Source organism: Phycisphaerales bacterium (assembly GCA_020852515.1).
Taxonomy (GTDB): domain Bacteria; phylum Planctomycetota; class Phycisphaerae; order Phycisphaerales; family UBA5793; genus UBA5793.
In genome coordinates, this window is sequence record JADZAS010000013.1 from 223781 (window position 1) to 247119 (window position 23339).

A 23339-nucleotide genomic window follows, 5' to 3' on the forward strand; every position below is an offset into this window, starting at 1 on the left:
CATGACGCAGATCGAACTTCCCAAGTACACCGCCAAAGACTTCGCCACCGACCAGGAAGTGCGCTGGTGCCCGGGCTGCGGCGACTACGCCATCCTCGCCGCGGTGCGCAAGGTGCTGCCTGACCTGAACCACCGCAAGGAAAACTACGTTTTCGTCTCGGGCATCGGCTGCTCGAGCCGCTTCCCGTATTACATGGGCACCTACGGCATCCACGGCATCCACGGGCGGGCGCCGGCCGTGGCCACGGGCGTCAAGGCCGCCAATCCGGAACTCGATGTGTGGCTCGTGACCGGCGACGGCGACGGGCTGTCCATCGGCGGCAACCACCTCATGCACATGCTCCGCCGCAACGTCAACATCAAGGTGCTGCTGTTCAACAACCGCATCTACGGCCTGACCAAGGGCCAGTATTCGCCGACCAGCCTCGAAGGCCATCGCACGAAGTCCACGCCGATGGGTTCGATCGACCATCCGATTCATCCCATCAGTTTCGCGCTGGGCGTCGAGGCGACCTTCGTGGCCCGCTGCACCGACGTGAACAAGGGCGGGCTCAACATCCTCGGCGACGTGCTCAAGGCCGCCGCCAACCATCGCGGCAGCGCGTTCGTCGAAATCTACCAGGACTGCAACGTCTTCAACCACCAGGCCTTCTTCTACGCCACCGAAAAGGACACCGCCCGCGAGACGACCGTGCTGCTCGAGCACGGCAAGCCTCTGGTGTTCGGCGCCAACCGCGACAAGGGGGTCCGCCTCAACTCCACGCGACTCGAAGTCGTCAGCCTCGACAAGGTCAAGGAAGATGACCTGCTCTTCCACGACGAGACGGACCCGGCGCTGGCCTTCCTGCTCAGCCGCATGAGCCACCAGCAGGGCATGCCCGAGCCGGTGGGCGTGTTCCACCGCATCCACAAGCCGTGCTACGAAGACATGCTCACGGCGCAGATGAACAAGGCCATCGAACAGCGGGGCGAAGGCAATCTCGAAAAGCTCATCCACTCAGGCTCAACGTGGACTGTGGGCGAATAAGCGCCGCTGAAGCCGGTCTCCCGCCGATGTGCGAGAATGAAGAATCGCCTGCGGAGTAAGCCGCAGGCGATTTGCTTTCTGCGGCCAGCATCGAAACGACTGGTCCACCATCTGCAGAGCGGCGGCGTATGTTGACGAGTGCGATCGACGTGAAGTGCTTCAGATGGACAGCAGTACGTGCAGGGTCGAGAAGTTCAGAAAGCCCACACCGAGCATGACGGCCACGGCGAGGATCAACCCTTCCACTTCGTCGTGCTCCTCGAACGCCTGCGAGGCGCTCCAGAACGCCAGGCCCAGAGCGCAGACGATGCCCGATGCGAACGCAGCGATGTAGGCATACGTCCCGTACCCCGCCTTGGCGCCGAGAAAGAGCATCAGCCAAGCGACCAGCGCCCAGATGAACATGGGCAGCACGCCATACGCGAGCCAGCGGAACGACAGCAGCCAGTAGAACATTACGGCCTGATCGTTCTTGTGGAGAATAGCTTCGCGATACTCCGTGCCGCACTCCGGACACTTGTCGCTCGTGATGCCGCGCATGTCGTAGCCGCACTTGGGGCAGGTCCGTTCCTTCTCAACCGGAGTCGGAGGCTGCCAGAGCGCCACCGGACCTCGCTCGACCGGCGGCATCACGTCGTAGGTCTCGTCGCCGAGATCATCGAGCGAATCCTCGGTCGGTTGCGGCTGCTGCGGCGCTGCGCCCATGGGCGATCCCTCTGCGCCCAAGTGTACCATCGCGGCGGGGCGATCGCTTGTCCCGCCCGGGCCGATTCCGGCCGCGCAGCATGATCCCCGGCGCGCCCCGCCCGGCCGGCGCGGTCTACTTCACGTAGAGCAGTTCGCGGTACGTCGGCAGCGGCCAGAGGTCATCGGCGACGACCATCTCGAGGCGGTCGCAGTGCTCGCGCAGCCGGGCCATCATCGGGATGATCTCGTCGCGGATCGCCGCGCCGTGGGCGCCGATGTTGTGGTGCTCCTTTGCGAGCATGGCGTCGAGTTCGCTGATGCCGCCGCGCAGGTTCGTGACCATCGCGATGATCTCGCTGAGCATCTGCATCTCGTGCTCGCACTGCTGGCCGGCGGCCTCGGTGGCTGCGATCGCCTCGGCGACCTCGCACTGGTAGCGCAGCGCGGCTGGGAGAATGATCGTGCGCGCCATCGACAGCAGCGTCGCCGCTTCGATTGCCAGCGTCGTGTTGTAGCGCTCAAGTTTGATGTGGAAGCGCGACTCGTACTCGCGCTTGTTGAGCACGCCGTGGCGGCTGAACAGCGCCGTGTATTCCTTGTTGACCATCGAGATGAGCGCATCGACGCTGTTGCGGATGTTCGGCAGGCCGCGCTTCTCGGCCTCGTCCTGCCAGGCCTGCGAATAGTTGTCGCCGTTAAAGATGATCCGGCCATGGTCCTTGTAGATCTGCTTGACGACCTTGGTGACCGCGTCGCGCACCTTGACCGGCGTGGGGTCCTTGCCGATCTCCTTGCTCAGCGAGTCGGCGACTTGCGCGAGCGTGTCGGCCACCACGGTGTTGAGGACCGTGCAAGGCCAGGCGATCGACGCGGATGACCCTACGGCGCGGAACTCGAACTTGTTGCCGGTGAAGGCGAAGGGGCTCGTGCGGTTGCGGTCGCCGAAGTGGCGCGGCAGATGCGGCAGCGTGGTCACGCCGAGCTTGAGCGTTGCGGCGCGTTTGGAAGCGCCCTTGCCCGTCACGATCGATTCAAGCGCTTCGCTCAACTGATCGCCGAGGAAAATCGACAGGATGGCCGGCGGCGCCTCGTTGGCCCCGAGCCGGTGGTCGTTGCCCGGCGAGGCAATCGACGCGCGAATGAGCGGCGCGTACTGATCCACTGCGGCGATCACCGCGCAGAGAAACACGAGGAACACCATGTTGTCATGCGGCGTGTCGCCGGGCTCGAGCAGATTCACGCCCGTGTTGGTGGACATCGACCAGTTCGTGTGCTTGCCCGAGCCGTTCACACCGGCGAAGGGCTTCTCGTGCAGCAGGCAGTGCATGCCGTACTTGCGCGCCACGCGATCGAGCGTGGACATGGTCAGCATCTGGTGGTCAGCGGCGATGTTCGACCGCTCGAAGGTCGGCGCGATTTCGTACTGCCCGGGCGCAACTTCGTTGTGTCGCGTCTTGACCGGCACGCCCAGGCGGTAGAGGTCGCGCTCCACTTCGAGCATGCACGCGAGCACCCGCTGCGGGATCGCGCCGAAGTAGTGGTCCTCGAGTTGCTGACCCTTGGGCGGCTTGGCGCCGATGAGCGTGCGGCCGCAGGTGACCAGGTCGGGCCGCGAAAAGAAGTAGTGCGAGTCGATCAGGAAGTACTCCTGCTCGGCGCCGACGGTGGTGTACACGCGGGAGACATTGCTGCCGTCGCCCAGCAGGTTGAGCACCCGCATCGCCTGCTGGCTCAGTGCATCGTCGGAGCGGAGCAGCGGCGTCTTCTTGTCGAGCGCCTCGCCCGTCCACGATGCGAACGCGGTGGGAATGCACAGCACCGTGCCGTTGGGGTTCTCGCGAATGAATGCGGGGCTCGTGCAATCCCACGCGGTGTACCCGCGCGCCTCGAAGGTGGCGCGAATGCCGCCCGAGGGGAAACTCGACGCGTCCGGTTCGCCCTGGATGAGCGCGCTGCCGGAGAATTCCGTAACGGCCTTGCCGTCGGGCGTCGGAGAGAGGAACGAGTCGTGTTTCTCGGCCGTCAGTCCCGTGAGGGGGTGGAACCAGTGGGTGTAGTGCGTGGCGCCGCGCTCGATCGCCCACTCTTTCATGGCGCTGGCGACGACGTCGGCGACGTCAGGCGCCAGCGGCTCGCCGATCTGGATGGTCTGCTGGAGGCGGCGGAACACGTCCTTGGGCAGGCGCTTGCGCATCTGCTCTTCGTTGAAGACGTTTTCGGCAAAGAGCGCTTCGGCGCTCTTTTCGAGGAAGTTGATCGACGGACTCTCGGACCGCCAGCGAATGACGGAAAGAATGGCGTCGTGCCTTGCCGCTCCAAGACTCATCGCGCTCCTGCTCCTTCTGGTGCGAGATTGAGGTGACCCAGTCGCGGCGGCTCCAGCCCGATGCGCACGCCGCGTGAAGCAGCAAGCATCGCGGCCCGAACGCAAAAGGCAAGAAAAACCCGCGTCCGCGCTGAGACTTTCGCCTGTTGCCTGCCGCTTTGCCCCTGCCCGACGAGGCGGCTCTGGCCGCCAGCAGAAGCCGAGGGCCCCGTAAGCCGTTGAAACGGGCGGGGATGCGCCTGCCGGCGATCGCCGAGCGCGGCCGCCGGATCAGGGCCCTTCGTCGAGCAGTCGCCGCAGCGCCTGGCGGTAGTGCTGCATGGCCTTGTCGGCCTGACCGAGTTTCTCGTAGACCATGCCGAGGTAGTAGTGGCTCCGCGCCGGATCGGTGTTGAGCACGAGCGACTCGGTGAGCATCTTCTCGGCCTCTTCCAACCGGCCTTCGTGGAAGAGCAGAATGCCGCGCAGCAGTTTGCCGCGCCGGCTGGCGGCGTCGGACTTCATGACTTCATCGACGAGTGCGCCCGCTTCGTCAAAGCGCTGCATGGCGATGCACAGCGATGCGAGATCCAGCCGTGCTTCCATGTCCGCCGCATCGACTTCGATGGCGGTTCGCAATTCGCGCTCGGCCTGGTCGCGCAGCCCCTTCTCGCGCAGCAGGCTCGCGGCCGCACGGTGGCGGGCAGCGCGATCCGAGGGGGTGTCGTGGTGAAAGCCCTTGGCCGCGAGGTGCTCTTCGAGCTGCTTGTCATCGAGCAGACCCAGCGCATGGCGCCCGTACGCGTCGAGCATGTGCAGGTAGTCGGGCTTGTAGCCGGCGATCACGTGCGACAGGCGGCCTTTGGCATCGACGACGATCGTCGTCGGCAGGACGATGATGCCGAGTTTGCCATAGAGCACTCGGTCGATATCGAGCCCCATGGGCCCGTGCAGGCCGGCGCCATCGCGAAAGTCCCGGAACCAGTCGGCCTGCACGACGTCGGCCGTAACATACTGCAATTCGAGGTCATCGCGCTTCAGATCCGCGACCACCTGCTGGGATTCGACCATGACTTTGGTGGAACTGACCTGCTGCGCCGCGACGTAGACGAGCACCAGTGCGTGGCCCCGCGTCGAAGGATTGTCCAGCGGCGCATCGCCCAGCGATTTGAGTGAGTAGGCCGGAACGGCCTGCCCGACCTTGACGACGCGCAGTTCATCGCCGAGCGCGGTTGAGGCGACCGCGATCGCGGCGATCGGCGCCCACAGAATGCTCCAGCGTGCAGTGCTCATGACTTGCCCCTTGTCCACGGCGGCCTCAACAGCCGCGCTACTTTCCATCCGCGGCCGGCGCGGCCTGGCCGGCATTGCCTTCGCCGGGCCAGACGGCCGGCCTTTCGACCGGTTCGTATTCAACGGGATGATCACGGTTGTATTCGTACGGCACGTGGCATCCCGGCGCACACCTGCCGCCCGCGTTGAGCTTCTCGAAGTTGATCGGCAGCATCCAGCCTCCGGTGCCAAACGGCACGGAGTCGCGGATGTGATTTTCCTTGTTGCTCGCGTGCGTCTCGTGGCAGGCGCGGCAGGTGCGGCCCTTCGTGTCCTTGTTCACGTGCAGGTAGTGCAGGTTCAGATCGCCGTTGCGGAAATTGGTCAGCGCCGTCGTCCGCTCGTCGTGCACGAGATCCTTGTCGTGGCACGAGAAGCACAATGCGTAACTCTCCTCGCGGAACGGAGCGTAGAACTGCGGCGGATACTCCTTGATGAGCAGGCGGAAGTTGCCCCCGCCGTGAATCTCGTGGCAGGCGGCGCAGTTGCCCTGCGCCACTGGCCCGTGCAGGCTCTTACCCGTGGCGAAGACCGCCTTCATGTTCGTCAGGTCGCGGCCGTCGGGCATCTTGATCGTGCGGTCGTGGCACTTGAGGCACAGATCCACCATGTCTGTTTTGAGGATCGTCGCGTGATCAGACGCGTGCGGCTCGTGGCAGTTCAGGCACTCCTGGTCCGTGGTCACGGCCGCGTGCTGCGTCGTCGCCGTGTCCACGATGTGCTTGATCGACTCGTGGCACGAGAGACAGAGTTCCTTCTTGTCGGCGAGCAGCATCATCGGGTGATCCGACGCGTGCGGGTCGTGGCAGGCGGTGCAGTCGGTGTTCACCGGGCCGTGCACGTAGCGCATCCGCTCGACCTGCTCCTTGGTTGACGTGTGGCACTGCAGGCACAGGTCCCGCCCCTGCGTGAGCAGGAGGTGGTCGTACTGCGAAGCGTGAGGCGAGTGACACGCCGCGCACGCGCCGGCGGCCACGGGGCCGTGCACCGTTGATTTGCCGGCAAAGACGTTGTCGTGGCACTGCTTGCACAGCGCCGCCGAACTGTCGGCCTTGAGGATCAGCCGGCTCGTTCCGCCGTGCGGGTCGTGGCAGGCAAGGCAGTCGCCCGTCTTGAGCGGCTCGTGAACCGTCGTAGCGCCCTGCACGTTCATCTCGTGGCAGAAGAGGCACAGGTCCTTGGCTTCGCGCACGAGCGAGAAGGTGTGCAGCTGCGTATCCAACGGCGCGTGGCATGCATCGCAGGCGCCCACTGCGGCGGGGCCGTGCATGACTTCATGCGCCTTCACGTCGGCGTGGCAGCCCGAAGCCAGGCATGAGCCTGGCGCAATCTCGCCGGATGGCCGTTCGATGGGCGGTTGATTCAGCGCGGCACCGGCATCTGAAGAACGCTGCATTCCCATCAGCAACGATGCGGCGCCGATCGCTGCTGCAGTGGCGAAGATGGTCCAAGCCGATTTCATGGCTGACCTCCAGATTCCTTTTCCGGACCGGCGGGAGTGGCACTCTCGCCTGTTGTGGCATCCTCACCCGGCGTGCGGTGATAGGTCATGGCGACATGGCAGCCCGGGGCGCACTTGCCGCCATCCTCCGTGCGCTCGAATCCGAGGGGCATCATCCAGTTCGAACTCTCAAAGGGCACTTCCGTCGCCAGGTGCTGCTCGAGATCCGAGCCGTGGATCGCGTGGCAGGTCTTGCAGGAGCGTCCCTTTTCATCCCGATTCACATGGAGGTAGTGCAGGTTGCGATCGCCATCGCGGAAGTCGGTCAGAGCCGTCGTCTTCTCCGCGAGGACGAGATCTTTCGAGTGGCAACTGAAGCACAGCGCGTAGTTCTGCAGGTCGAAACTCGAGTAAAAGCCCGAGGGGAACTCCTGCTTGAGCAGCCGGGTGTGCGTCGAGCCGTGCACGTTGTGGCAGGCAGCGCAGTCGCCCGACTCGACCGGCCCGTGCAGGAAGCGCCGGCCGGTCACGCTGGCCGTCATGTTTGGAATGGTGCGCCCGTCCTCCGCCTTGACCGGCCGGTCGTGGCACGCCAGACACAGCGTCGTCTGCCGGTCGCGCAGCAGTTTGGGCCGGCCCGCGGCGTGCGGATCGTGGCAGTTGGCGCACGAATCCGCCGTGAACACGGCGGCATGCGGCGTGGTGGCGCCGGCGATCGCCTCTTCCAGGCCAGAGTGGCAGTCGAGGCAGAGCTTCTCGGTCGGCTGCTTGAGGTGGAAATCGAAATCCGACGTGTGCGCCGCGTGGCACGTCGTGCACTCCTGCCGCGCCGGCTCGTGCACGTAAGGCGCGTTGGAGATCACGTATTTCGTATCGGCGTGGCACGCGAAGCAGTGCTCGGATCCGCTGCCGCCCCGCAGCAGGTGCGCGTTGTTCGATTCATGCGGCTGGTGACAGGCCGAGCACTCCCCGGCCGCGAATGGCCCATGCGCGTGCTTGCCCTCTTCGAGGACATGGCAGGTCGAGCAGACCTGATCGATCGTCTCGCGAACGAGCAGAAACTTGCGGCCGGCATGCGGATCGTGACAGCCGGTGCAGCCGGGCGAATCGAGCGCTTCATGCTTGTGCAACTGCGTGTTGCCGGTCTGGTGGCAGAAGTTGCACGTGTCGTTTCCTGCGCGGACAAGCGGATAGACATGTCCGCCCGTATCCGCGGCGTGGCACGAGAAGCAGTCGCCGGCGGCGAGCGGACCGTGCAGGCGATCGGCCGCGCCGAAGACGGCGTGGCATTCGGGGGTGATGCAGGTCGCGCCTTCAGGCAGCGCCTCCGTCGGCCGCGGCGCGGGATGATCGGCTGCAATGAAGTGCGGCGTCGGCGGCGCGGGCTCGGACGGTGCCATGTAGCGCATGGCCGTGTCCGCCGTGCGTCGCGCCTCGACTGGAGGCTGCTCGCTTTCCTTCTCTTTCTTGCAGCCGCCGACGAGCGCCATCATCGCCGCCAGTGAAATGGCGATCACCCGCGCGCCGAGAGCCGGCCGCGGCCTGGATCGCATCGCACTGGTGGGCGGCCCTTTCATTACGGCTCGTTTTCTGCGGGGCTGGCGCCGAGTCGGCTGCCGATCTCATTGCAGTTGTCGATCGAGAGATTGAGCAGCGCCGTGGCATAGGTGATGTTGTGCACGCCGTGCGCGGTCCGGACGAACTCCACGTTCTGGCTGGCGTCGTTGAAGAGCCGCTGCAGCGCCAGCCGCTCGGCGTCGTCGGTGATGCTCGCGCCGTCGAGTGCGACGCGGGCCTCTTCCACCGCCGCCTGCGCCTGGCTGAGCAGCAGATCGACGGAGTTCTTCCATACGTCCAGCACGCCCGTGTAGCGCGTCCCGTGGCAGGTGTCGCATGCCTTCTGGGCGGCGAGGTAGGTGTAGCCTGACACGCCGTGCGAAGCGCCGCTGGTCTCTTCGAGGTGACAGGCGATGCAGTCCACCTGCGAGGTGAACATGGGGCTGGGCATGTTGGGTACGCCGAAGCCGCCGACGCCGCTGTACATCTTCGCCGGGCCCGAGTGCGTCGCCGAGTGGCACTGCGCGCAGCCTTCGGAGGACTCGCCGGTCTCGTGAATCATGCCGGCCAGCGAGAGCGCCCGGTTCGGATTTGCCGTGAGATGATGCTCGATCTGCACGTGGCAGTTTGAGCATTCGAGTTTGTGTTCGCTGACGTGGGCCCGGTGCATGAGTTGCGTTTCGCCGTACTTGGCCAGTTGCTGGGGCTGATTGTGGCAGGTCCAGCACAACTGGCGCGGCACCTCGCCGTCGCCCTTGATCGCCTCGGAGTGGCAGTTCTCGCAGGCCACCTTGCGGTCGAGATACTCCTGGTGGTTGAAGAGGCCCGTGGCGAGTCGGATGTCACCCTTGGGTGCACCGTGGCACGAGCCGCAGCCGCCGAGCACTTCTTCATCGCGCCCGTGCTTGACGCCCTTGAAGTGGCAGGTGAAGCACGTGTCGAGCGTCACCACCAGGTGCTGGCCCTGCACGATCTGCGAGTGACATGAGGAGCAGCGCAGTTCCTTGCCGCGGCGCAATTCGCCCAGGTGCGGCGCGTGATTGAAATGGATCTTGATCTTGTCGCCGCGCTGCGTGGGCACTTCCCACTCCACCAGCCCTTCGAGGAGGCGCTGGTCATGGCAACCCTCGCGCAGGCACGACTCGTCGCGGATCTCCGCGTGCGGCTTGGATCCGTAGGTCCGGGTGACGTACTTGGCGACCTGGCTGCTCGCCTGCCACTTGCCCTTGAGCGTGTTCTTGATACCTGGTTCCATGTGACAATCGACGCACGGCACGTCCTTGTGCGTCGATTCGTGCCAGGCCTGGTAGTACGGCTCCATGAGATGGCAATTACGGCAGAAGTCCGGCTCCATCGAGTACTCCGCAAACGCCAGGCTCCCTCCCACCACGATGAGCACCGCGTAACCCATCTTGGCCCACAGCGTCAGGCCGAAGGGGACATAGCGGCGTTTCACCCGCTTGACGCCCAGGATTCTCCACAAAGTGGGAATCGGCCGACCTGAATCCGGGGCCGTTTTCTCAGTTTCGACAGTGCCAGACATGTCAGACTCCATTCCCGAGACCTTCCGCAGGACCCCATTGCAACAGTTGCAACCCGCATGCCCCGGAGGCGTCACAGGGCCTGAAGTCCTCCCAGAATGATGAGCACCACCATGCCCGTTCCGATGAGCATCGCCACCACGCCGACCACGATCGCGGTGATCCGCTGCCAGCGGGGCGCGGGGCCGGTGCGGAACTTGTCAAGCCGCTGCCGCTCCACGAGGTGCGCGTATTCCGCGGCCCGCTCGTGTTTCATTTCCTCTTCCGGAACGCGGCCGGTGAAGATGACGTCATCCACGGGGAATTTCTCGAGTCGCAGGTGCGCGTTGAAGAAGTGGATGGTGAAGATGAACCCGACGGCCAGCAGCGCCTCGTAGCCGTGCACGACCATCGCGATGTTGAACGCCCAGCCGGGCAGCACGTGCGCTGCAGTCTCGGGGAACCACAGGAGCAGACCCGAGCCGCCGATGATGAACGTGCCGACGATCTCAGCCCAGTAGTCGAACTTTTCCCAGTACGTCCAGCGGCCGAAGGCGGGCTTGCCGCGCCCGGTGATGAACCAGCGGAACATGCCCACGCAGTCCTTCACGTCTTTCCAGCGCGGGAACAGCGAGTGCGGGCCGAACAGCCAGCCGAACACCGTGCGGGTCGGGCCAAGCGGGGTGGATCGCGCTTGCTGAGCCACCTCGCGGCCGGCCCTGAGGACGCCGATCACATGCAGGACGAAGTTGAACATCAGCATGATGGCGAAGAAGCGGTGCCACGTTCCTGCGGCATCGACCCCGCCAAACACGCTCGCCAGGGCGCCGGCCCAGGGCCGGTCGGAGAAGAACAGCGGGATGCCGGTGAACGTCAGGCCGAAGAAACTCGTGATCACCAGCACGTGATTGACGCGGTTGATGCGCGTGAAGCGGCGAATGGCCACACCCTTGCGCAGATCCGGCCGCGGGCCATTGCGCCGCCGCTCGATGACCATGCGGATGAACCACAGCAGCGAGTGCAGGCCAAAGAAGCCAAACGCGGAGCTGATGACGATCAGGAAGTACAGCCACACGCCGTGCAGCAGCGGATAGCGGTCGCTGTCGCGGTAGTCCGCGTGCGGGTCGAACATCGCGAAACTGGGCGTGGCGCCTTCGTGACACTTGGCGCACACCTGGACCCGGTGGTCGCCATGCAGAGCCGAATTGGGATCGCTGATGGGCAGGATGTCGTGGGCGCCGTGGCAGTCGCTGCAGCGCGCCGGCCGCGTCGAGCCCAGTTGCGTCACCTGGCCGTGGTAACTGTCGCGGTAGGTTTCGTAGAACGTGGCGCGGCGGGAGCCGGACATCGCCGGGTCGTTGTGGCAGTCGCCGCACTCGTTGACGATGTCAAGCATGAACGAAGACACGTTCGTGCGGGTGATGCTGTGCGCGGTATGGCAGTCGGTGCACACCGGCGCCTTCTGGCCGTTCTCTTCCCCGTTGACGCGCACCTTTGCGTGCACGCTCGTGGCGAAGGTTTCGCTGATGCCCACGTGGCAGCGGCCGCAGGTCGCGGGCACCTGGTCGCGGTGGACCGGCGAGCGTTCATCGGTCGCCGGATGCACTTCGTGGAAGCCGTGGCAGTCAGCGCACGTCGCGGCGACGACGAGACCGCCCTGCGTGATCGCCTTGCCGTGCACGCTCTCCAGATATGCGCTCACCAGCGCCTCGCCGCCCTGCTCGACGGAAGAATTGGTCGCGTGCTGGCTGTGGCAGCCGGCGCACGTGGCGACAATGTTCATCGGGTACGTCTTGGAGTTGCGGTCGCGCGGCGGGAGAATGTCGTGCCCGCCGTGGCACGTCGAACACGTTGGGGTCTGGCCGTTGCCCGGCTGGGGGCTTTCAGCGTGCACGCCGCGCGTGAACGCCGCCGCCTCGGACGTGTGGCAGGAAGACGTCGTGCACGACGCCGGCCGCAGCGTCTGAGCATGCGGCAGGGCCGCGGCGTCGGCGTGGCAGTCGATGCACGAGAGCATCGAGTGCTGCGGGAAGGGAATCTGGTCGGCTGAGATGTACAGCGCCGGCCGGGTCGCCGGCTCTTCCTCGCCCGGCACGGTCTGCCGGTCCGTCTGGCCGATCATCGATCGCCGCTCGAATGGATCCAGCGTGGCGATGTGCGCCTGGCCGTGACAGTTGAGGCAGCGGCGATTGTCGGTAGGCGAGGGGGCATCCTGTTGCGCCGGCGCCGCAGCGGCGACCGCGAACAGGATGCACACAACCATGAAAGCCTCCCGGCACCGGGAATGCGATTGAGGCTTGGACCGCTCAGCGGCGAAGCGCTTTCCAGACTGTCTGCTCAGAGGAATCACGATCCACCCGCTTCACGCAGTGTGCTCCCGGTCGAGGAAGGATGACTTGTAGTACACGAGCAGGCCGGAGAACGCCAACAGCAGCACCACCGCGGCAGAACCGACCTTGGTCTGCTGGCGCTGCTGCTCACGCAGCCGCTCGATGAGTTCATGCGTTGCCTGAATCCGATCAACCCCGTCGCCGATTTCCGCGGCGAAGTTGTTGATGTCGCGCATGTTGAAACTGTGAAACACCTGCCGCAACCGCGAATTCACTTCCGCGGCGTTCTGTTGCGCCTGCTCGAGCGAGAGGTTGCGATAGCCCCACGTGGTAAGATCGCCGCTGAGATCGGTCGATTTCGCAACCTGCGCTTCCGTCTCGATCAGAATCTCCTTGATTCGCTTGACGGACTCCATCGTCGCCGCCCGATGGCACGGCGAGCAGCGGCCGCCCTCGGCTCGCGAGCGCGTGTCGATGATCTCGGGCGAAGGCTGGGTGATCTTGTGGCTGCCCTGGCCGTGACAGTAGAGACACGTCGGGTCGCCGAAGTCGCCGTGCGGGCTGCCGAGGTGCTTTTCCTTGATGTCGGCGTGGCACTTGCCGCAGAAGTACGACACGGCCCGGCCGCGCGTCTGGCTCACGAATTCGCTCTCGTTGAGGTAGGTGACGAGGAAGTCCGCCTGCCGCTCGAGGTGCGCCGCCCGCTTGAACGCATCATCCGACTCGAACTGATCGCGCCGCAGCGCCGCGTTGCCGCCGTGGCATCCGTCGCAGCCCACGTTGGCCGCGTAGTGCACGCTGTGCTTCCATTCCAGTTCGACGATCTCGCTCGACCGGCCCGGCAGGTTCATGTGGCACTGCACGCAGTTGCTCTGTGCGTAGGGATCAGCCGCATGCTGCTCAGCGGGTGGAGGCGACGCTTCAGGTGGCGATGCGGCCTGGGCGCGCGAGGCGTGCAGCGCGATCGCGCCCAGCCCCGCCATCAACAGCAGGCCGTGGTGTTTAAGACCGGCGAACGGCGGCTCCGTCTCCGGCTGGCCCTCGCGGTAAAGCACGCGCCGGATCGCCCGCCGCTCGTGCGCCACCAGCGCGTAGAACACAATGATGGCGATGGCCGTGAAGATGAAGAACAGGGGACGGTGTCCGAAGTACTCGGAGAGCGGCGCCAGTTGCTCGCCCTCCGCAGTCATCCTTTCGGGCCAGCCGCCCCAGAACGTGAAGATGATCGCCAGCGCCGCCACAGTCGTCACCGCGATGCGGTAGAACCACTTCGGCCGCGTGCGCGCCCGTTGGCCGCGATACCAGAACGGCAGCAGCACGATAACGAGTATGACCGGCCCCTGGCTCAGAACGCCCCAGGTCTTGCCGCTCAGCCCCAGAAGCGTTGTCGGCCAGACGCGCAGGTACTGATACACCGCCAGGAAGTACCACTCGGGCTTGATGCCCACGGGCGTCGAGCCGCGCGGGTTGGCGGGCTGCTCCTCGTGAACCATCCCGTGCACGCCGAGCATGTCCAGCAGCACGGGCAGCGTGACCAGAAACATGATGATCGCCAGGCACACCAGCACGGAAACCGTCATCTTGATGATCTCGTTGGGCCAAAAGGGCTCCAACTGATCGGGTTCGTATTGCTCGCGGTAGTCAACGCCCATGGGCGTGTCCTTCCTGGTTCGCTCAAAGCGGCTTGGAAATCCCCGTCCGGCGGATCATGACAAAGTGCATCCCCATGAACGCGCTCATGATCGCCGGCAGAATCCAGATGTGCAACGAGAAGAAGAACCCCAAAGTCTCCCCCGTGATCGCCTTGCCTCGGCGGACCCACTCCACGATGCCCGCGCCGAGAAAGGGGACGGCGCTGGGAATCTCCGTACCCACCTTGGCGCCCCAGTAGCTCAGCTGCGTCCACGGCAGCAGGTAGCCCGTAAATGCCATCATCGTCGTGAGCAGCAGCAGCAGCACGCCGCTGACCCAGTGCAACTCGCGCGGCGCCCGGTAGATCTTGTAGTAGGCGATGCGAGCCATGTGCATGAGCACGAGCGCGATCATCAGGTTCGCCGCCACCGCGTGAATGCGCTGCACCAGCCAGCCCATGGTCACGTTTGACTTGATGAACGTCACGCTGTCCCAGGCGCTTTCCGGGTGCGGCTTGTAGTACATGAGCAGCAGCATTCCGGTAAACACCTGCACGAGGAACGTGAAGAACGCCAGCCCGCCGAAGCAGCCCGCCCACGAAAGCGTGCGCGGCACCCACTTCTTCGTGACGTTTTTTTCCAGTTCGGGCGTCACGTCGAAGCGGTTGTCAATCCAGCCGTAGATGCGTCGAATCACACTCATGTCAGTCTCTCAGGAGATGATGAGATTGCCTTCCTTGACTTCGAACGGAATTTCAACAAGCGGAGCGCTCACGGGGCCGCTGACGACCTGGCCCTCGCCGCTGAACACGGCGCCGTGGCAGGGGCAGTGGAAGTTGCCGTGGGCCGTGTCCCAGACCACGTTGCATCCCAGGTGCGTGCACGACGCGTTGAAGACACGCGGCCCGGCTTCGCTCATCACGACCACGACCTGCTGGCCGTGGAAGTCGGCGTAGTACGCCTGCCCCGGCGTCAGCCGATCAAGCGGAATCTGCACCGGCTTGGATTCACCCAGCCGCACGGGCAGTTTGAGGAACGCGACGATCGGGTAGACCACGGTTCCGACGGTGATCGCCGCAGCGCCGCCGATGCAGGCCTGACAGAAGCGCCTTCTGCCGCCGTCATGCGGTTCGCGTGGCCCATCATGGACGTGATCGCTGGCCATGGTCATTGCTCCGCTCCCTGCCGCTCGAGCAGCAGTTCAGCCGCCCGCTTGTAACTGGCGGCGGCCTCGGGCATCTTGTTGCGCTGTTCGAGGATCATGCCCATGAGGTAGTGCGCGCGGGGCTGGGTCGGATCGCGGTCGAGCACTTCGCGCACGAGCGTCTCGGCCTGGTCCAGTTCGTTGGCGCCGCGCACCGCCTGCACGTACGCCACGCCGAGCGTCGCTTCGACGAGATCGGGATTCTCCGCCAGCACGGCACGAAACTGCGCTTCGGCTTCGGCGATGCGATGGCGCTTCAGGTTCAGCCGCCCGAGGCCGAGCCGCGCTTCGACGCTCTGGGGCCACAGCGCGATGGCCTCGCGGTACTTCTCGTCGGCCATCTCGTCGAGGCCGCGCCGCGCCAGTTGCCGCGCCAGCAGCGTTACACGACCGGCGCGAATCTCCACCTCGCTCAGTTCGCTTGCTGCATCCGGGTGAAGCGCCGCTTCAAATCGCTCCACGCTCAGGCGCCCGAGTCCGACGAGCAGCGCGTCCGTCACGATGTCGCCCATGCGCGGCGTGACGCCTGCCAGGCTGTAAATCACCCGGCCGTCGCCGCCGACCACCACGACCGTGGGCATCACGCTCACGCGGTAGGCTTCGTACGCCCGCCGGTTCGGATCGTGCAGCACGACGCCGGCAAAGTCCAGCGCTTCAGCTTGCGTCTTCAGATCGAGGCGCGATGCGTTTTGGGCGATGACCAGCACGGGCGCGATGCGGTCGCCCGCCAGCCGGGGATCATCGAGCACGCGCTCGATCACCGCGCATCCTTCGCGCGTCGGCTGGTGGTAGAGTTCGCCGAAGATCAGAACATACGGCCGGCCCTGCACGCTCTGGGCGTCGAAGACGTTGCCGTCGAGGTCCGCGAGCACCAGCGGCGGCGCCTCCGAGCCGCGCGGCGGCATGGCGGCGCTTCCCGCCGCAATACACGCTGCCGCAGTCAGCACAGCGCCCCATCGCACGGCGGACGCAAGAAGATCGAGTCTCATTGGCGGCCTCCCTCGGGCACACTGGCGGGCTCGGCCTGCGACAGATCACCCCGGGCGTAACTCTGTTCTTCATGGCAGCCCGGCGAGCAGCGCCCGCCATCATCCATCGCTTCAAAGTTGATCTCGAGCATCCAGCCGCTCGAACCGAACGGCACCGCCTCGCGGATGTGGAACGGCCGCTTGGAAGCGTGCACCTCGTGGCAGGCCCGGCAGGTCCGCCCCTTTTCCTGATTCACATGCAGGTAGTGCAGATTCTGATCGCCCTCGCGGAATCGCGTTACACCAATGCCCGATCTGGCCGTCACCATCTCCGGCAAGTGGCACGTGAAGCACAGCGCGTAGCGATCAAGATCGAACGCCGCGTAGAACTCGGGCGGATACGTCTTCACGAGCAGGTTCGCGTTCTCAGCCGCGTGCGGCTGATGGCACGACGAGCACGAGCCGGCGCGAATCGGGCCGTGATGGTCCGGCGAGTCGTGCAGCAGCAGCGCCATGTTCGTCAGCGTTCGGCCGTTCCCCGTTACAAGTGGCTGGCTGTGACAGGTGAGGCAGGTGTCCGGCTCGGGCCGTTTCTGGAGACTGGGCAACGTCGAAGAGTGCGGCGAGTGGCAGCCGGTGCAGCCGTTGGCCTGGTGGACCGCGCCGTGCACCACCGGCGCGGCATCGATCTTCTCCATCATTTCGCCGTGGCACGTGGCGCATAGCTCATCAGTCGCCGCGCGCAGCATGAACGGGTTGGGCGAGGCGTGCGGGTTGTGGCAACTCGTGCAGCCCTGCTCCATCGCTTCGTGCACGTGCAGCCCGGCGCCGCTCTGCGCCACCTCGGTGTGGCAGTCGGCGCAGAGTTCGTTCGTGTCCTTGACGAGCAGGTTCGCCTTCCAGGAAGAATGCGGCTCGTGGCAGAGAATGCACGCGCCGGCCGCGACCGGGCCGTGCACGTGCACCAGCGGGTCTTCTTCGTGCACGTGGCAACTCACGCACAATCCGCGCGTCGGGTCGGCGATGAGCATCATCCGGTGTTCCGAGCCGTGCGGATCGTGACAGCCGGTGCACTGTCCGTTGGCCACCGGCCCGTGCACGACGGTCCGATGCTCCATGAGGTGGCAGTTGGAGCACAGCGTGTCCTGGTTGATGGTTTTGAAGGTGTGCTCTCGCGGCTCGTCGTACTGGTGGCAGGCGTCGCACTTGCGCTGCGCCGCCGGGCCGTGGACGAACTTGTGATCCAGCGTGGAGGCGTGGCAGCCTGCCTGGGCGCAGGATTCGACGGCCGTAGTGGGTCGTGGAGGTGCGTCTTCGGCAATGACAACGCCGTGTGACAGCAGCCCCGCCGCGGTTGCCGCCAGCCAAGCCGGTGACAAGCGGCTCCTCCATAACGTGATTTCGGGGTATTTCGACAATGCAGCCTCCATCGCGCCGGCTGGACGCTTGCACGTTCCGTGCCGCGCCGACCAAGCACTGCACCCCGGTTTCCGGACTCGATCGCTCGATTTCGAGGGCGCGGGCACGGAAGGAGGCCCCGCGCCCGGGGCGACTTTCCTGTTTGTGAGAATGCGCGGCGCCCAGGCTTCCCAAATGCGGAATGACAGAACCGGAAATCCGCACTCAGCCGCACCGCCGAGGGCCTCGCGCTCGTGGTATGGGACTTGCGACGACACTCCATCAACGAATGGAGCCCTCATGAAACATCCGCTGACTGTTCTCACTGTCGCCCTGCTCATCACCGCGCCCAATTTCGGCGCTGCCCGACCCTGGCAGACGCCGCCGGGGCACCCGGACGTCACCCCGCAGGGCCACCCGGCCGTGACCGACGCGCCTAAGCCGCCGCCCACGGACCATCCGCCGATTCCGGCCCCGCCGTACGCGACATCCGTCGAAGTCCTCGTCAACACCGCGTTCGAAACGATCTCGGGGGGGCGGGGCGAAGCGCGCGACTGGGACAAGTACCGCGATCTCTTCTTCCCCGATGCGCGTCTGTACAGTGCGCAGGTGATGGGCGACACCGCCGTCGTGGGCGGCATGACCGTCGATGAATTCATCGCCCGCGAGCAGAAGTACCTCGAAGGCTCGGGGTACTTTGAGAAGCCCATCAGTCTGAAAATCGAAGAATTCGGCCACATCGCGCAGGTGCGCAGCGTCTATGAATCGCGCCGCCGCGCCGAAGACGAAGCGCCCTACACACGGGGCGTCTACAGCATTCAGCTCGTCGAGTCGGGCGGCAGGTGGTGGATCCTCAACATGCTCTGGCAGCGCGAAGACCCGCAGAATCCGATCCCGGACGAGTATCTGCAGTAGCGCCCGCCTTCGACAATCATCTGTCCTCAGCGCAACTCGGGCCGGCCCGCCGACTTTCAGGCGGGCTGGCCGAGTACAATTTCACCCAGACCCGCGAGGTGTAATGCCAAAGTCGATTCTGATTGCCGAAGATGAACAGGTGCTGCGCGAGTCGCTGGCCGAACTGCTCACGCAGGAGGGCTACGAGGTGGTCGCGGCGCCGGATGGGAAAGCCGCCCAGGCCGCCGCCATCGAGCGGCCGTTCGATCTCGTGCTGTCGGACATCCGCATGCCCGAGATGGATGGCATCACACTGCTTGGCCATCTGGCGCGCCTCGCGCCGCAGACGCCGGTAATCATGCTGACCGCCTTCGGCACCGTGGACAGCGCCGTCAAGGCCATGCAGGCGGGGGCCGTCGATTACCTGCTCAAACCGGTGCAATTCGATGATCTGCTGCTGCGGATCAAGCGGGCCATCGAACACGGCGAATTGGCTCGCAGCAACCAGCGAATGACCGACCAGCTCGCGGCCGAGAGTTCATTTCACAACCTCGTGGGCGAGTCGGCCCCGATGAAGCGGCTTTTCGGGCTGGTGCACAAACTCGCCGCCGTCAAGAGCACGGTGCTGCTGCTGGGAGAGTCGGGCACCGGCAAGGAACTGTTCGCACGCGCCATCCATTACAACGGCATCACGCGCGACAAGGCCTTTGTCGCCGTCAATTGCGGTGCCATTCCCGAGACCCTCATCGCCTCGGAACTCTTCGGCCACCGCAAGGGCTCGTTCACCGGCGCCACGGCAGACCGCGCGGGCTACTTCGAAGCGGCCAACGGTGGCACGCTGTTTCTCGATGAGATCTCGACGCTCCCGCTGGGGACGCAGAGCATGCTGCTGCGCGTGCTCGAAGAGCGCGTGGTCGTTCCTGTAGGCGACACCAAGCCGCGACCTGTGGATGTGCGCATCATCGCCGCAACCAACCGCGATCTGCGCGAAATGGTCGCCGCCGGTCAGTTTCGCGAAGACGTCATGTACCGCCTGGACGTGGTGAAACTGGAACTGCCGCCGCTGCGCCACCGCCGCGAGGACATCCCCCTGCTCGTGCACCACTTCCTGCAGAAGTACGCATCGCAGATGAGCAAGCGCGTTCCCGGCATCACCAACGGCGCGATGCGGGCGCTGCTCAATCATGACTGGCCCGGCAACATCCGCGAACTCGAAAACGTCATCGAGCGCGCCGTGATCTTCGCCGAAGGCGACGAGTTGGGGGTACACGATCTGCCCTTCAAGGGAGTCGAAGAACCCGAGCCTGGCGAAGAACTGCGCGAGGCGCTGCGCCAGTTCGAGCGGCAGCACATCCTCTACTGCCTCCGCCGACACGAGTTCGACAAGACCACCACCGCCGAGCACCTGGGCATCGGCCTGTCGAGCCTCTATCGCAAAATGGATGAACTCGGCATCGCCAAACAACCCGAATAAAAAAGGTACCTGGCACCTTTTGTTAAGATGGGTGGTTTATTGCGGGTCAAAAGAGCAGCTTGAGCAGGTAGTCCAGCCGGCCGCGCAGGACGATCCGCTTGCCCGACTCGCGCATCACCTCGCGGATCTGCTGCCGGTAGGTCGGGTGATAGCAGTGGCTCGGGCAGTGCTTGCACGCCGGCTTGGGGTCAAACGGACACGTCGCCCGTTTCACCCAGGCGTGCTGCAGCAGACGGGCGCACTGCGGGCAGAGCACCGGCGGCCGGCGCATCACGTCCTCCCACCCCGCCGCCGTGATCGGCGCTTTCTCACTTTCTCGATTCTGGTGATTCGCGCTGCAGTACATCTCAATAAAGAGACCCAGCAGCCTCAGGTCTTTGCGGAGTTTCCGGTCCTCCGAAGCGTCTGATCGGAGCACCGGCAGGCGAAAAGTGCGATTGGCGGTTGAAAGGCTCATGGTTCCCGGCCATCGCACGTGCAAATGCCGTGCCCGGCCGGCCTGGCGCGCCGTTTGTAGATCAAGGCTCGATGCTCCGACGTCGCCTGCTACTGGGACTTGGCTCCATGATCGTCCTGTTCGCCGTACTGGCGATCGGGTCGGTCCTGCTGCTCAACCGCCTCGTCGGCGAGATCGACGACATCAAGGCCACCAGCACCACCTACATCTCGCAGTTGCACGATCTCGGCGGGCACGTCACCGGCGTCGAGTCGGCGCTCTACGCAGCCGGGCCCCAGGCGGTGCCCGCGGCGGCACTTTCGCAGACCGCGGCCGACATGCGCCAGGCGATCGACCGGCTCGGCGCCGCCTCGCTCAACTGGCCCGAGCAGTCCCCGGCGCCCGGCCTCGCCGGCCGGCTGGTCGAAACCGTGCCGGCTTTTGCCGACCGCCTCGACGCGCTGGCGCGGCTCTCGGATGCCGCGGACATCGGCGAAGCGCGCGACCAGGTCCTGCGCAGCCACGTCGGCGTTCAGACCGACATTCTCGAACTCACCCGACTGGCCCGGGCCTTCGCCGCCGACAGCCAGACCGCGATCACCAACCGCTTCCGCTGGATTGTGCTCGGCGTGGCGGTGGCGTCGATTCTCGTCGTCAACGTCTCGATCCTCGTCGGGCTGCGGACGGTTGGCCTCGTGCTGCAGCCGATGGAGCAGATCATCGCCGCCACGAGCATCTGGGCCCGCGAACGCTTCGACCACCGCATCGCACTCGACCAGCCCGATGAGTTCGGCCAACTGGCGCGTGCGCTCAACCAGATGGCCGATCGCCTCGAGGTCAGCGAACTGCGCAAGATCGAGACGCTGCAGCAGACGGCGCGCATGCTCAATCACGAGTTGAACAACGCCCTGGCGATCATCAGCCTGCAGGTGCAACTGCTCGACCGCAGCCGCAACGCCTCGCCTGAACTCAAAGACCGGCTGGATCGAATCCGCGCCTGCCTGGCGCGCATGACCAACACGGTGGACCTGCTCAAGCAGGTTCGGCGCATTGTGCTTACCGACTATGTGCCGGGCGAGAAGATGCTCGACCTGCCGCGATCGATCAGCGAGGGCGGCAGCGCCGAGGACGAGCCGCCGCCGGCCGAAGTCGCCGTGGTTCCCGCCTCGACCTCCACTCCCGCTGCCCAAGGCCCGCAACTCACGTGACGCACGCATTCTCCCCCGCCAACAACCGCCTGCTGCTCAGCCAGGTACGCTGGCTGGTGTCGCTGCGATGGGGCGCGGGCGCCGCCGTCGCGATCGCCGCGCTCATCGATCGCGTATGGCTTCAGTGGTTCCCAAACGCCACGGCCGCGCTCATGCTGGGCATAACGATTCTCGGCTTCAACGCCATGGTGGCCGCCTGGACGCGCCGCAGCATTCCGCTCATGCGCCACCCCCGCCGCCTGCTTCTGGCCGTCTGGCTGCAGATCGGCGTCGATCTCTCCCTTCTGGCGATCCTCACGGTGTGGACGGGCGGGCTGGGCAGCATCATCAGCGGCTTTTTCGTCTTTCATATGGTCTTCGCCAGCCTGCTGCTCGGCCAGGTGATGTCCTATCTCGCGGCGACATACGCCGTGTGCATTTTCTTTACGCTGCTGTGCACGCTTGGCCCTTCGCCGTCCAGCCGCGCCGACGCTCTGGCCGCAGTCGGCTTCATCCTGACGCTCTACCTCACGGTGTTCATCGCCAATCACCTCACGACCCGTCTGCGCCTCAACGAGCAGCGCCTTCACGAACACTCGCGCCGCCTCCTGGAGATGTCCCACCGCCTGCGCGATCAGCAGCAGGCGATGGTGCAGCACGAGAAGATGGTGGGTCTCGGGCAACTCGCCGCGGGCCTGGCGCACGAGATCGCCAACCCCCTAGCCTCGATGGACAGCGTGCTGCAGCTGATGATTCGCAAGCCCGAGCGAGCCACCGAGTCCGCCATTCGCACCCTGCGCGAGCAGATCGACCGCATCAGCAACATCATCCGTCAGATGACCGCGTTTGCGAGGCCCGACGATCCAACCGGCCCGCCGGTTCCGATCGGCCAACTCATCGAGCGCGTGAAGCGCATCATCCAACTCGACCCTCGCGCGCGGCACGTGCAACTGATCGAAGATCTCGATCACCGTCTCGCGGCCCAGTGGCTGGTTCCCACCGCCCTTGAGCAGGTGCTCGTCAATCTCTCGCTCAATGCGCTGGATGCGATGGCGGGCGTCCCGGATCCGCGCCTGACCATCCGCCTCATCCACCGCGCTCATCACAACGTGATCGAGGTGCAGGACAATGGCTCGGGCATCGCGCCCGAGGATCTGAACCGCATTTTCGAGCCCTTCTTCACCACCAAGCCGGTCGGAAAGGGCACGGGTCTGGGGCTGTCGATCTCGTATCGGCTCGTTGAGAAGCACGGCGGCACGCTGCGCGTGAACAGCACCGTCGGGCACGGAACGACGTTTAGTATGGTTTTTTCCAGCCCGCGAGCGGCGCTGCGAGCCTCGGAGCCGGCCGACCCGGAACCTGAGCCGGCCCGCGTTTGACCGCGTTCGCCAACGCGCGTACAAAGGGCCGTCCGCAAGTCTGACGCTGGGAATTGAGCCCGATGCGCACGCTGCTTCTGCTTCGACACGCCAAGTCGAGCCATGCCGACGAGGGCGTAGCCGACCACGATCGACCTCTCACCAGGCGCGGCCGCCGCGATGCTCAGCGCTTGGGCCGCCTGCTCGACGAACTCGATTTGATGCCGCAAGTGATCATCGCCTCGACCGCGCAGCGCACGCTGGAGACCGCCGAACTGCTCGTTGAAGCGAGCGGGACCGCGACGCGCATCGATCCGGATGAGCGGCTGTACCTTGCCTCAAGCGGCGCGATCCTTCGCATACTGCAACAGGCGCCGATACAGGCGCGTTGCCTGATGGCCGTCGGTCACAATCCAGGACTGGAGGAACTGCTGACCGGCCTCACCGGCCGGGCGGAGCAGATGCGCACGGCCACGCTCGCGCAGATTGAATTTCCCATCGACTCATGGACCGACGTGAAAGACGGCACGCGCGGCCGGCTCAAACAGATGTGGCGGGCGCGCGATCTGGATGACTCATAACGAGTCCGG

General features: G+C 65.3%; 19 protein-coding genes. 6 read left to right on the forward strand and 13 right to left on the reverse strand.

From position 1 onward, the window contains the following. Window position 1: 1 nt before the first annotated feature. Entirely contained in the window at window positions 2–1027 is a 1026-nt protein-coding gene (locus IT430_07150; GenBank protein MCC6907699.1) for a 2-oxoacid:ferredoxin oxidoreductase subunit beta, read from the forward strand. Window positions 1028–1186: 159 nt separating this feature from the next. On the opposite strand, the gene IT430_07155 is transcribed toward IT430_07150, so the two are convergent. The 12 genes from IT430_07155 to IT430_07210 all read right to left on the reverse strand — a co-directional run bounded on the left by IT430_07155 (window position 1187) and on the right by IT430_07210 (window position 17381). Beyond that, window positions 1187–1732 (reverse strand): hypothetical protein, encoded by a 546-nt coding sequence (locus tag IT430_07155; protein MCC6907700.1) that lies wholly within the window; start codon window positions 1730–1732, stop codon window positions 1187–1189. Between the two features lie 115 nt (window positions 1733–1847). Beyond that, window positions 1848–4040, reverse strand: coding sequence for a glutamine synthetase III (locus IT430_07160; GenBank protein ID MCC6907701.1), 2193 nt, complete (start codon window positions 4038–4040; stop codon window positions 1848–1850). A gap of 270 nt (window positions 4041–4310) precedes the next feature. Then, entirely contained in the window at window positions 4311–5312 is a 1002-nt protein-coding gene (locus IT430_07165; protein ID MCC6907702.1) for a tetratricopeptide repeat protein, read from the reverse strand. Window positions 5313–5349: 37 nt separating this feature from the next. Continuing rightward, window positions 5350–6813, reverse strand: coding sequence for a hypothetical protein (locus IT430_07170; protein ID MCC6907703.1), 1464 nt, complete (start codon window positions 6811–6813; stop codon window positions 5350–5352). Then, entirely contained in the window at window positions 6810–8369 is a 1560-nt protein-coding gene (locus IT430_07175) for a cytochrome c3 family protein (GenBank protein ID MCC6907704.1), read from the reverse strand. The genes IT430_07170 and IT430_07175 overlap by 4 nt, the downstream gene beginning before the upstream one ends. Next, window positions 8369–9892 carry a NapC/NirT family cytochrome c gene (locus IT430_07180; protein ID MCC6907705.1) on the reverse strand — a complete coding sequence of 508 codons (1524 nt, stop codon included), beginning with the start codon at window positions 9890–9892 and terminating at the stop codon, window positions 8369–8371. The genes IT430_07175 and IT430_07180 overlap by 1 nt, the downstream gene beginning before the upstream one ends. A 71-nt stretch (window positions 9893–9963) precedes the next feature. Then, window positions 9964–12132, reverse strand: a complete 2169-nt coding sequence (locus IT430_07185; GenBank protein MCC6907706.1) for a hypothetical protein — start codon at window positions 12130–12132, stop codon at window positions 9964–9966. A gap of 99 nt (window positions 12133–12231) precedes the next feature. Beyond that, the gene (locus IT430_07190; protein ID MCC6907707.1) at window positions 12232–13851 is read right to left on the reverse strand and encodes a hypothetical protein; all 1620 of its coding nucleotides are present in this window, start codon (window positions 13849–13851) and stop codon (window positions 12232–12234) included. Window positions 13852–13873: 22 nt separating this feature from the next. Further along, window positions 13874–14533, reverse strand: a complete 660-nt coding sequence (locus tag IT430_07195) for a cytochrome b N-terminal domain-containing protein (GenBank protein MCC6907708.1) — start codon at window positions 14531–14533, stop codon at window positions 13874–13876. A gap of 9 nt (window positions 14534–14542) precedes the next feature. Further along, window positions 14543–15001: a ubiquinol-cytochrome c reductase iron-sulfur subunit gene (locus IT430_07200; protein MCC6907709.1), complete on the reverse strand. Its 459-nt coding sequence runs from the start codon at window positions 14999–15001 to the stop codon at window positions 14543–14545. Beyond that, a complete protein-coding gene (locus tag IT430_07205; GenBank protein ID MCC6907710.1) occupies window positions 14998–16023 on the reverse strand; it encodes a tetratricopeptide repeat protein in 1026 nt (341 codons plus the stop codon). Before IT430_07205 ends, IT430_07200 begins: the two co-directional genes overlap by 4 nt. Beyond that, a complete protein-coding gene (locus IT430_07210) occupies window positions 16020–17381 on the reverse strand; it encodes a cytochrome c3 family protein (GenBank protein ID MCC6907711.1) in 1362 nt (453 codons plus the stop codon). Before IT430_07210 ends, IT430_07205 begins: the two co-directional genes overlap by 4 nt. Window positions 17382–17700: 319 nt before the next feature. On the opposite strand from IT430_07210, the gene IT430_07215 reads away from it, so the two are divergent. Both IT430_07215 and IT430_07220 read left to right on the forward strand, forming a co-directional pair. Next, window positions 17701–18315, forward strand: a complete 615-nt coding sequence (locus tag IT430_07215; GenBank protein MCC6907712.1) for a nuclear transport factor 2 family protein — start codon at window positions 17701–17703, stop codon at window positions 18313–18315. Between the two features lie 103 nt (window positions 18316–18418). Next, window positions 18419–19768: a sigma-54-dependent Fis family transcriptional regulator gene (locus tag IT430_07220; GenBank protein MCC6907713.1), complete on the forward strand. Its 1350-nt coding sequence runs from the start codon at window positions 18419–18421 to the stop codon at window positions 19766–19768. Window positions 19769–19814: 46 nt separating this feature from the next. Here IT430_07220 and IT430_07225 read toward each other — a convergent pair whose 3' ends face one another. Continuing rightward, window positions 19815–20225, reverse strand: coding sequence for a nitrous oxide-stimulated promoter family protein (locus tag IT430_07225; GenBank protein MCC6907714.1), 411 nt, complete (start codon window positions 20223–20225; stop codon window positions 19815–19817). Between the two features lie 71 nt (window positions 20226–20296). Between IT430_07225 and IT430_07230 the strand changes: the two genes are divergently transcribed. The 3 genes from IT430_07230 (at window position 20297) to IT430_07240 (ending at window position 23330) form a co-directional block, all read left to right on the forward strand. Beyond that, window positions 20297–21412, forward strand: coding sequence for a HAMP domain-containing histidine kinase (locus IT430_07230; GenBank protein ID MCC6907715.1), 1116 nt, complete (start codon window positions 20297–20299; stop codon window positions 21410–21412). Continuing rightward, on the forward strand, window positions 21409–22770 hold the full coding sequence (locus IT430_07235; protein ID MCC6907716.1) for a hypothetical protein: 1362 nt from the start codon (window positions 21409–21411) through the stop codon (window positions 22768–22770). The genes IT430_07230 and IT430_07235 overlap by 4 nt, the downstream gene beginning before the upstream one ends. A gap of 62 nt (window positions 22771–22832) precedes the next feature. Continuing rightward, a complete protein-coding gene (locus tag IT430_07240) occupies window positions 22833–23330 on the forward strand; it encodes a histidine phosphatase family protein (GenBank protein ID MCC6907717.1) in 498 nt (165 codons plus the stop codon). Window positions 23331–23339: the final 9 nt, after the last annotated feature.

Coding starts and splice junctions, on each gene's coding strand:
- IT430_07205 (MCC6907710.1), bottom strand. CDS start 16,023: ATGAGACTCGATCTTCTTGCGTCCGCCGTGCGATGGGGCGCTGTGCTG.
- IT430_07150 (MCC6907699.1), top strand. CDS start 2: ATGACGCAGATCGAACTTCCCAAGTACACCGCCAAAGACTTCGCCACC.
- IT430_07155 (MCC6907700.1), bottom strand. CDS start 1,732: ATGGGCGCAGCGCCGCAGCAGCCGCAACCGACCGAGGATTCGCTCGAT.
- IT430_07240 (MCC6907717.1), top strand. CDS start 22,833: ATGCGCACGCTGCTTCTGCTTCGACACGCCAAGTCGAGCCATGCCGAC.
- IT430_07160 (MCC6907701.1), bottom strand. CDS start 4,040: ATGAGTCTTGGAGCGGCAAGGCACGACGCCATTCTTTCCGTCATTCGC.
- IT430_07200 (MCC6907709.1), bottom strand. CDS start 15,001: ATGACCATGGCCAGCGATCACGTCCATGATGGGCCACGCGAACCGCAT.
- IT430_07180 (MCC6907705.1), bottom strand. CDS start 9,892: ATGTCTGGCACTGTCGAAACTGAGAAAACGGCCCCGGATTCAGGTCGG.
- IT430_07175 (MCC6907704.1), bottom strand. CDS start 8,369: ATGAAAGGGCCGCCCACCAGTGCGATGCGATCCAGGCCGCGGCCGGCT.
- IT430_07170 (MCC6907703.1), bottom strand. CDS start 6,813: ATGAAATCGGCTTGGACCATCTTCGCCACTGCAGCAGCGATCGGCGCC.
- IT430_07165 (MCC6907702.1), bottom strand. CDS start 5,312: ATGAGCACTGCACGCTGGAGCATTCTGTGGGCGCCGATCGCCGCGATC.
- IT430_07225 (MCC6907714.1), bottom strand. CDS start 20,225: ATGAGCCTTTCAACCGCCAATCGCACTTTTCGCCTGCCGGTGCTCCGA.
- IT430_07195 (MCC6907708.1), bottom strand. CDS start 14,533: ATGAGTGTGATTCGACGCATCTACGGCTGGATTGACAACCGCTTCGAC.
- IT430_07230 (MCC6907715.1), top strand. CDS start 20,297: ATGCTCCGACGTCGCCTGCTACTGGGACTTGGCTCCATGATCGTCCTG.
- IT430_07190 (MCC6907707.1), bottom strand. CDS start 13,851: ATGGGCGTTGACTACCGCGAGCAATACGAACCCGATCAGTTGGAGCCC.
- IT430_07185 (MCC6907706.1), bottom strand. CDS start 12,132: ATGGTTGTGTGCATCCTGTTCGCGGTCGCCGCTGCGGCGCCGGCGCAA.
- IT430_07220 (MCC6907713.1), top strand. CDS start 18,419: ATGCCAAAGTCGATTCTGATTGCCGAAGATGAACAGGTGCTGCGCGAG.
- IT430_07215 (MCC6907712.1), top strand. CDS start 17,701: ATGAAACATCCGCTGACTGTTCTCACTGTCGCCCTGCTCATCACCGCG.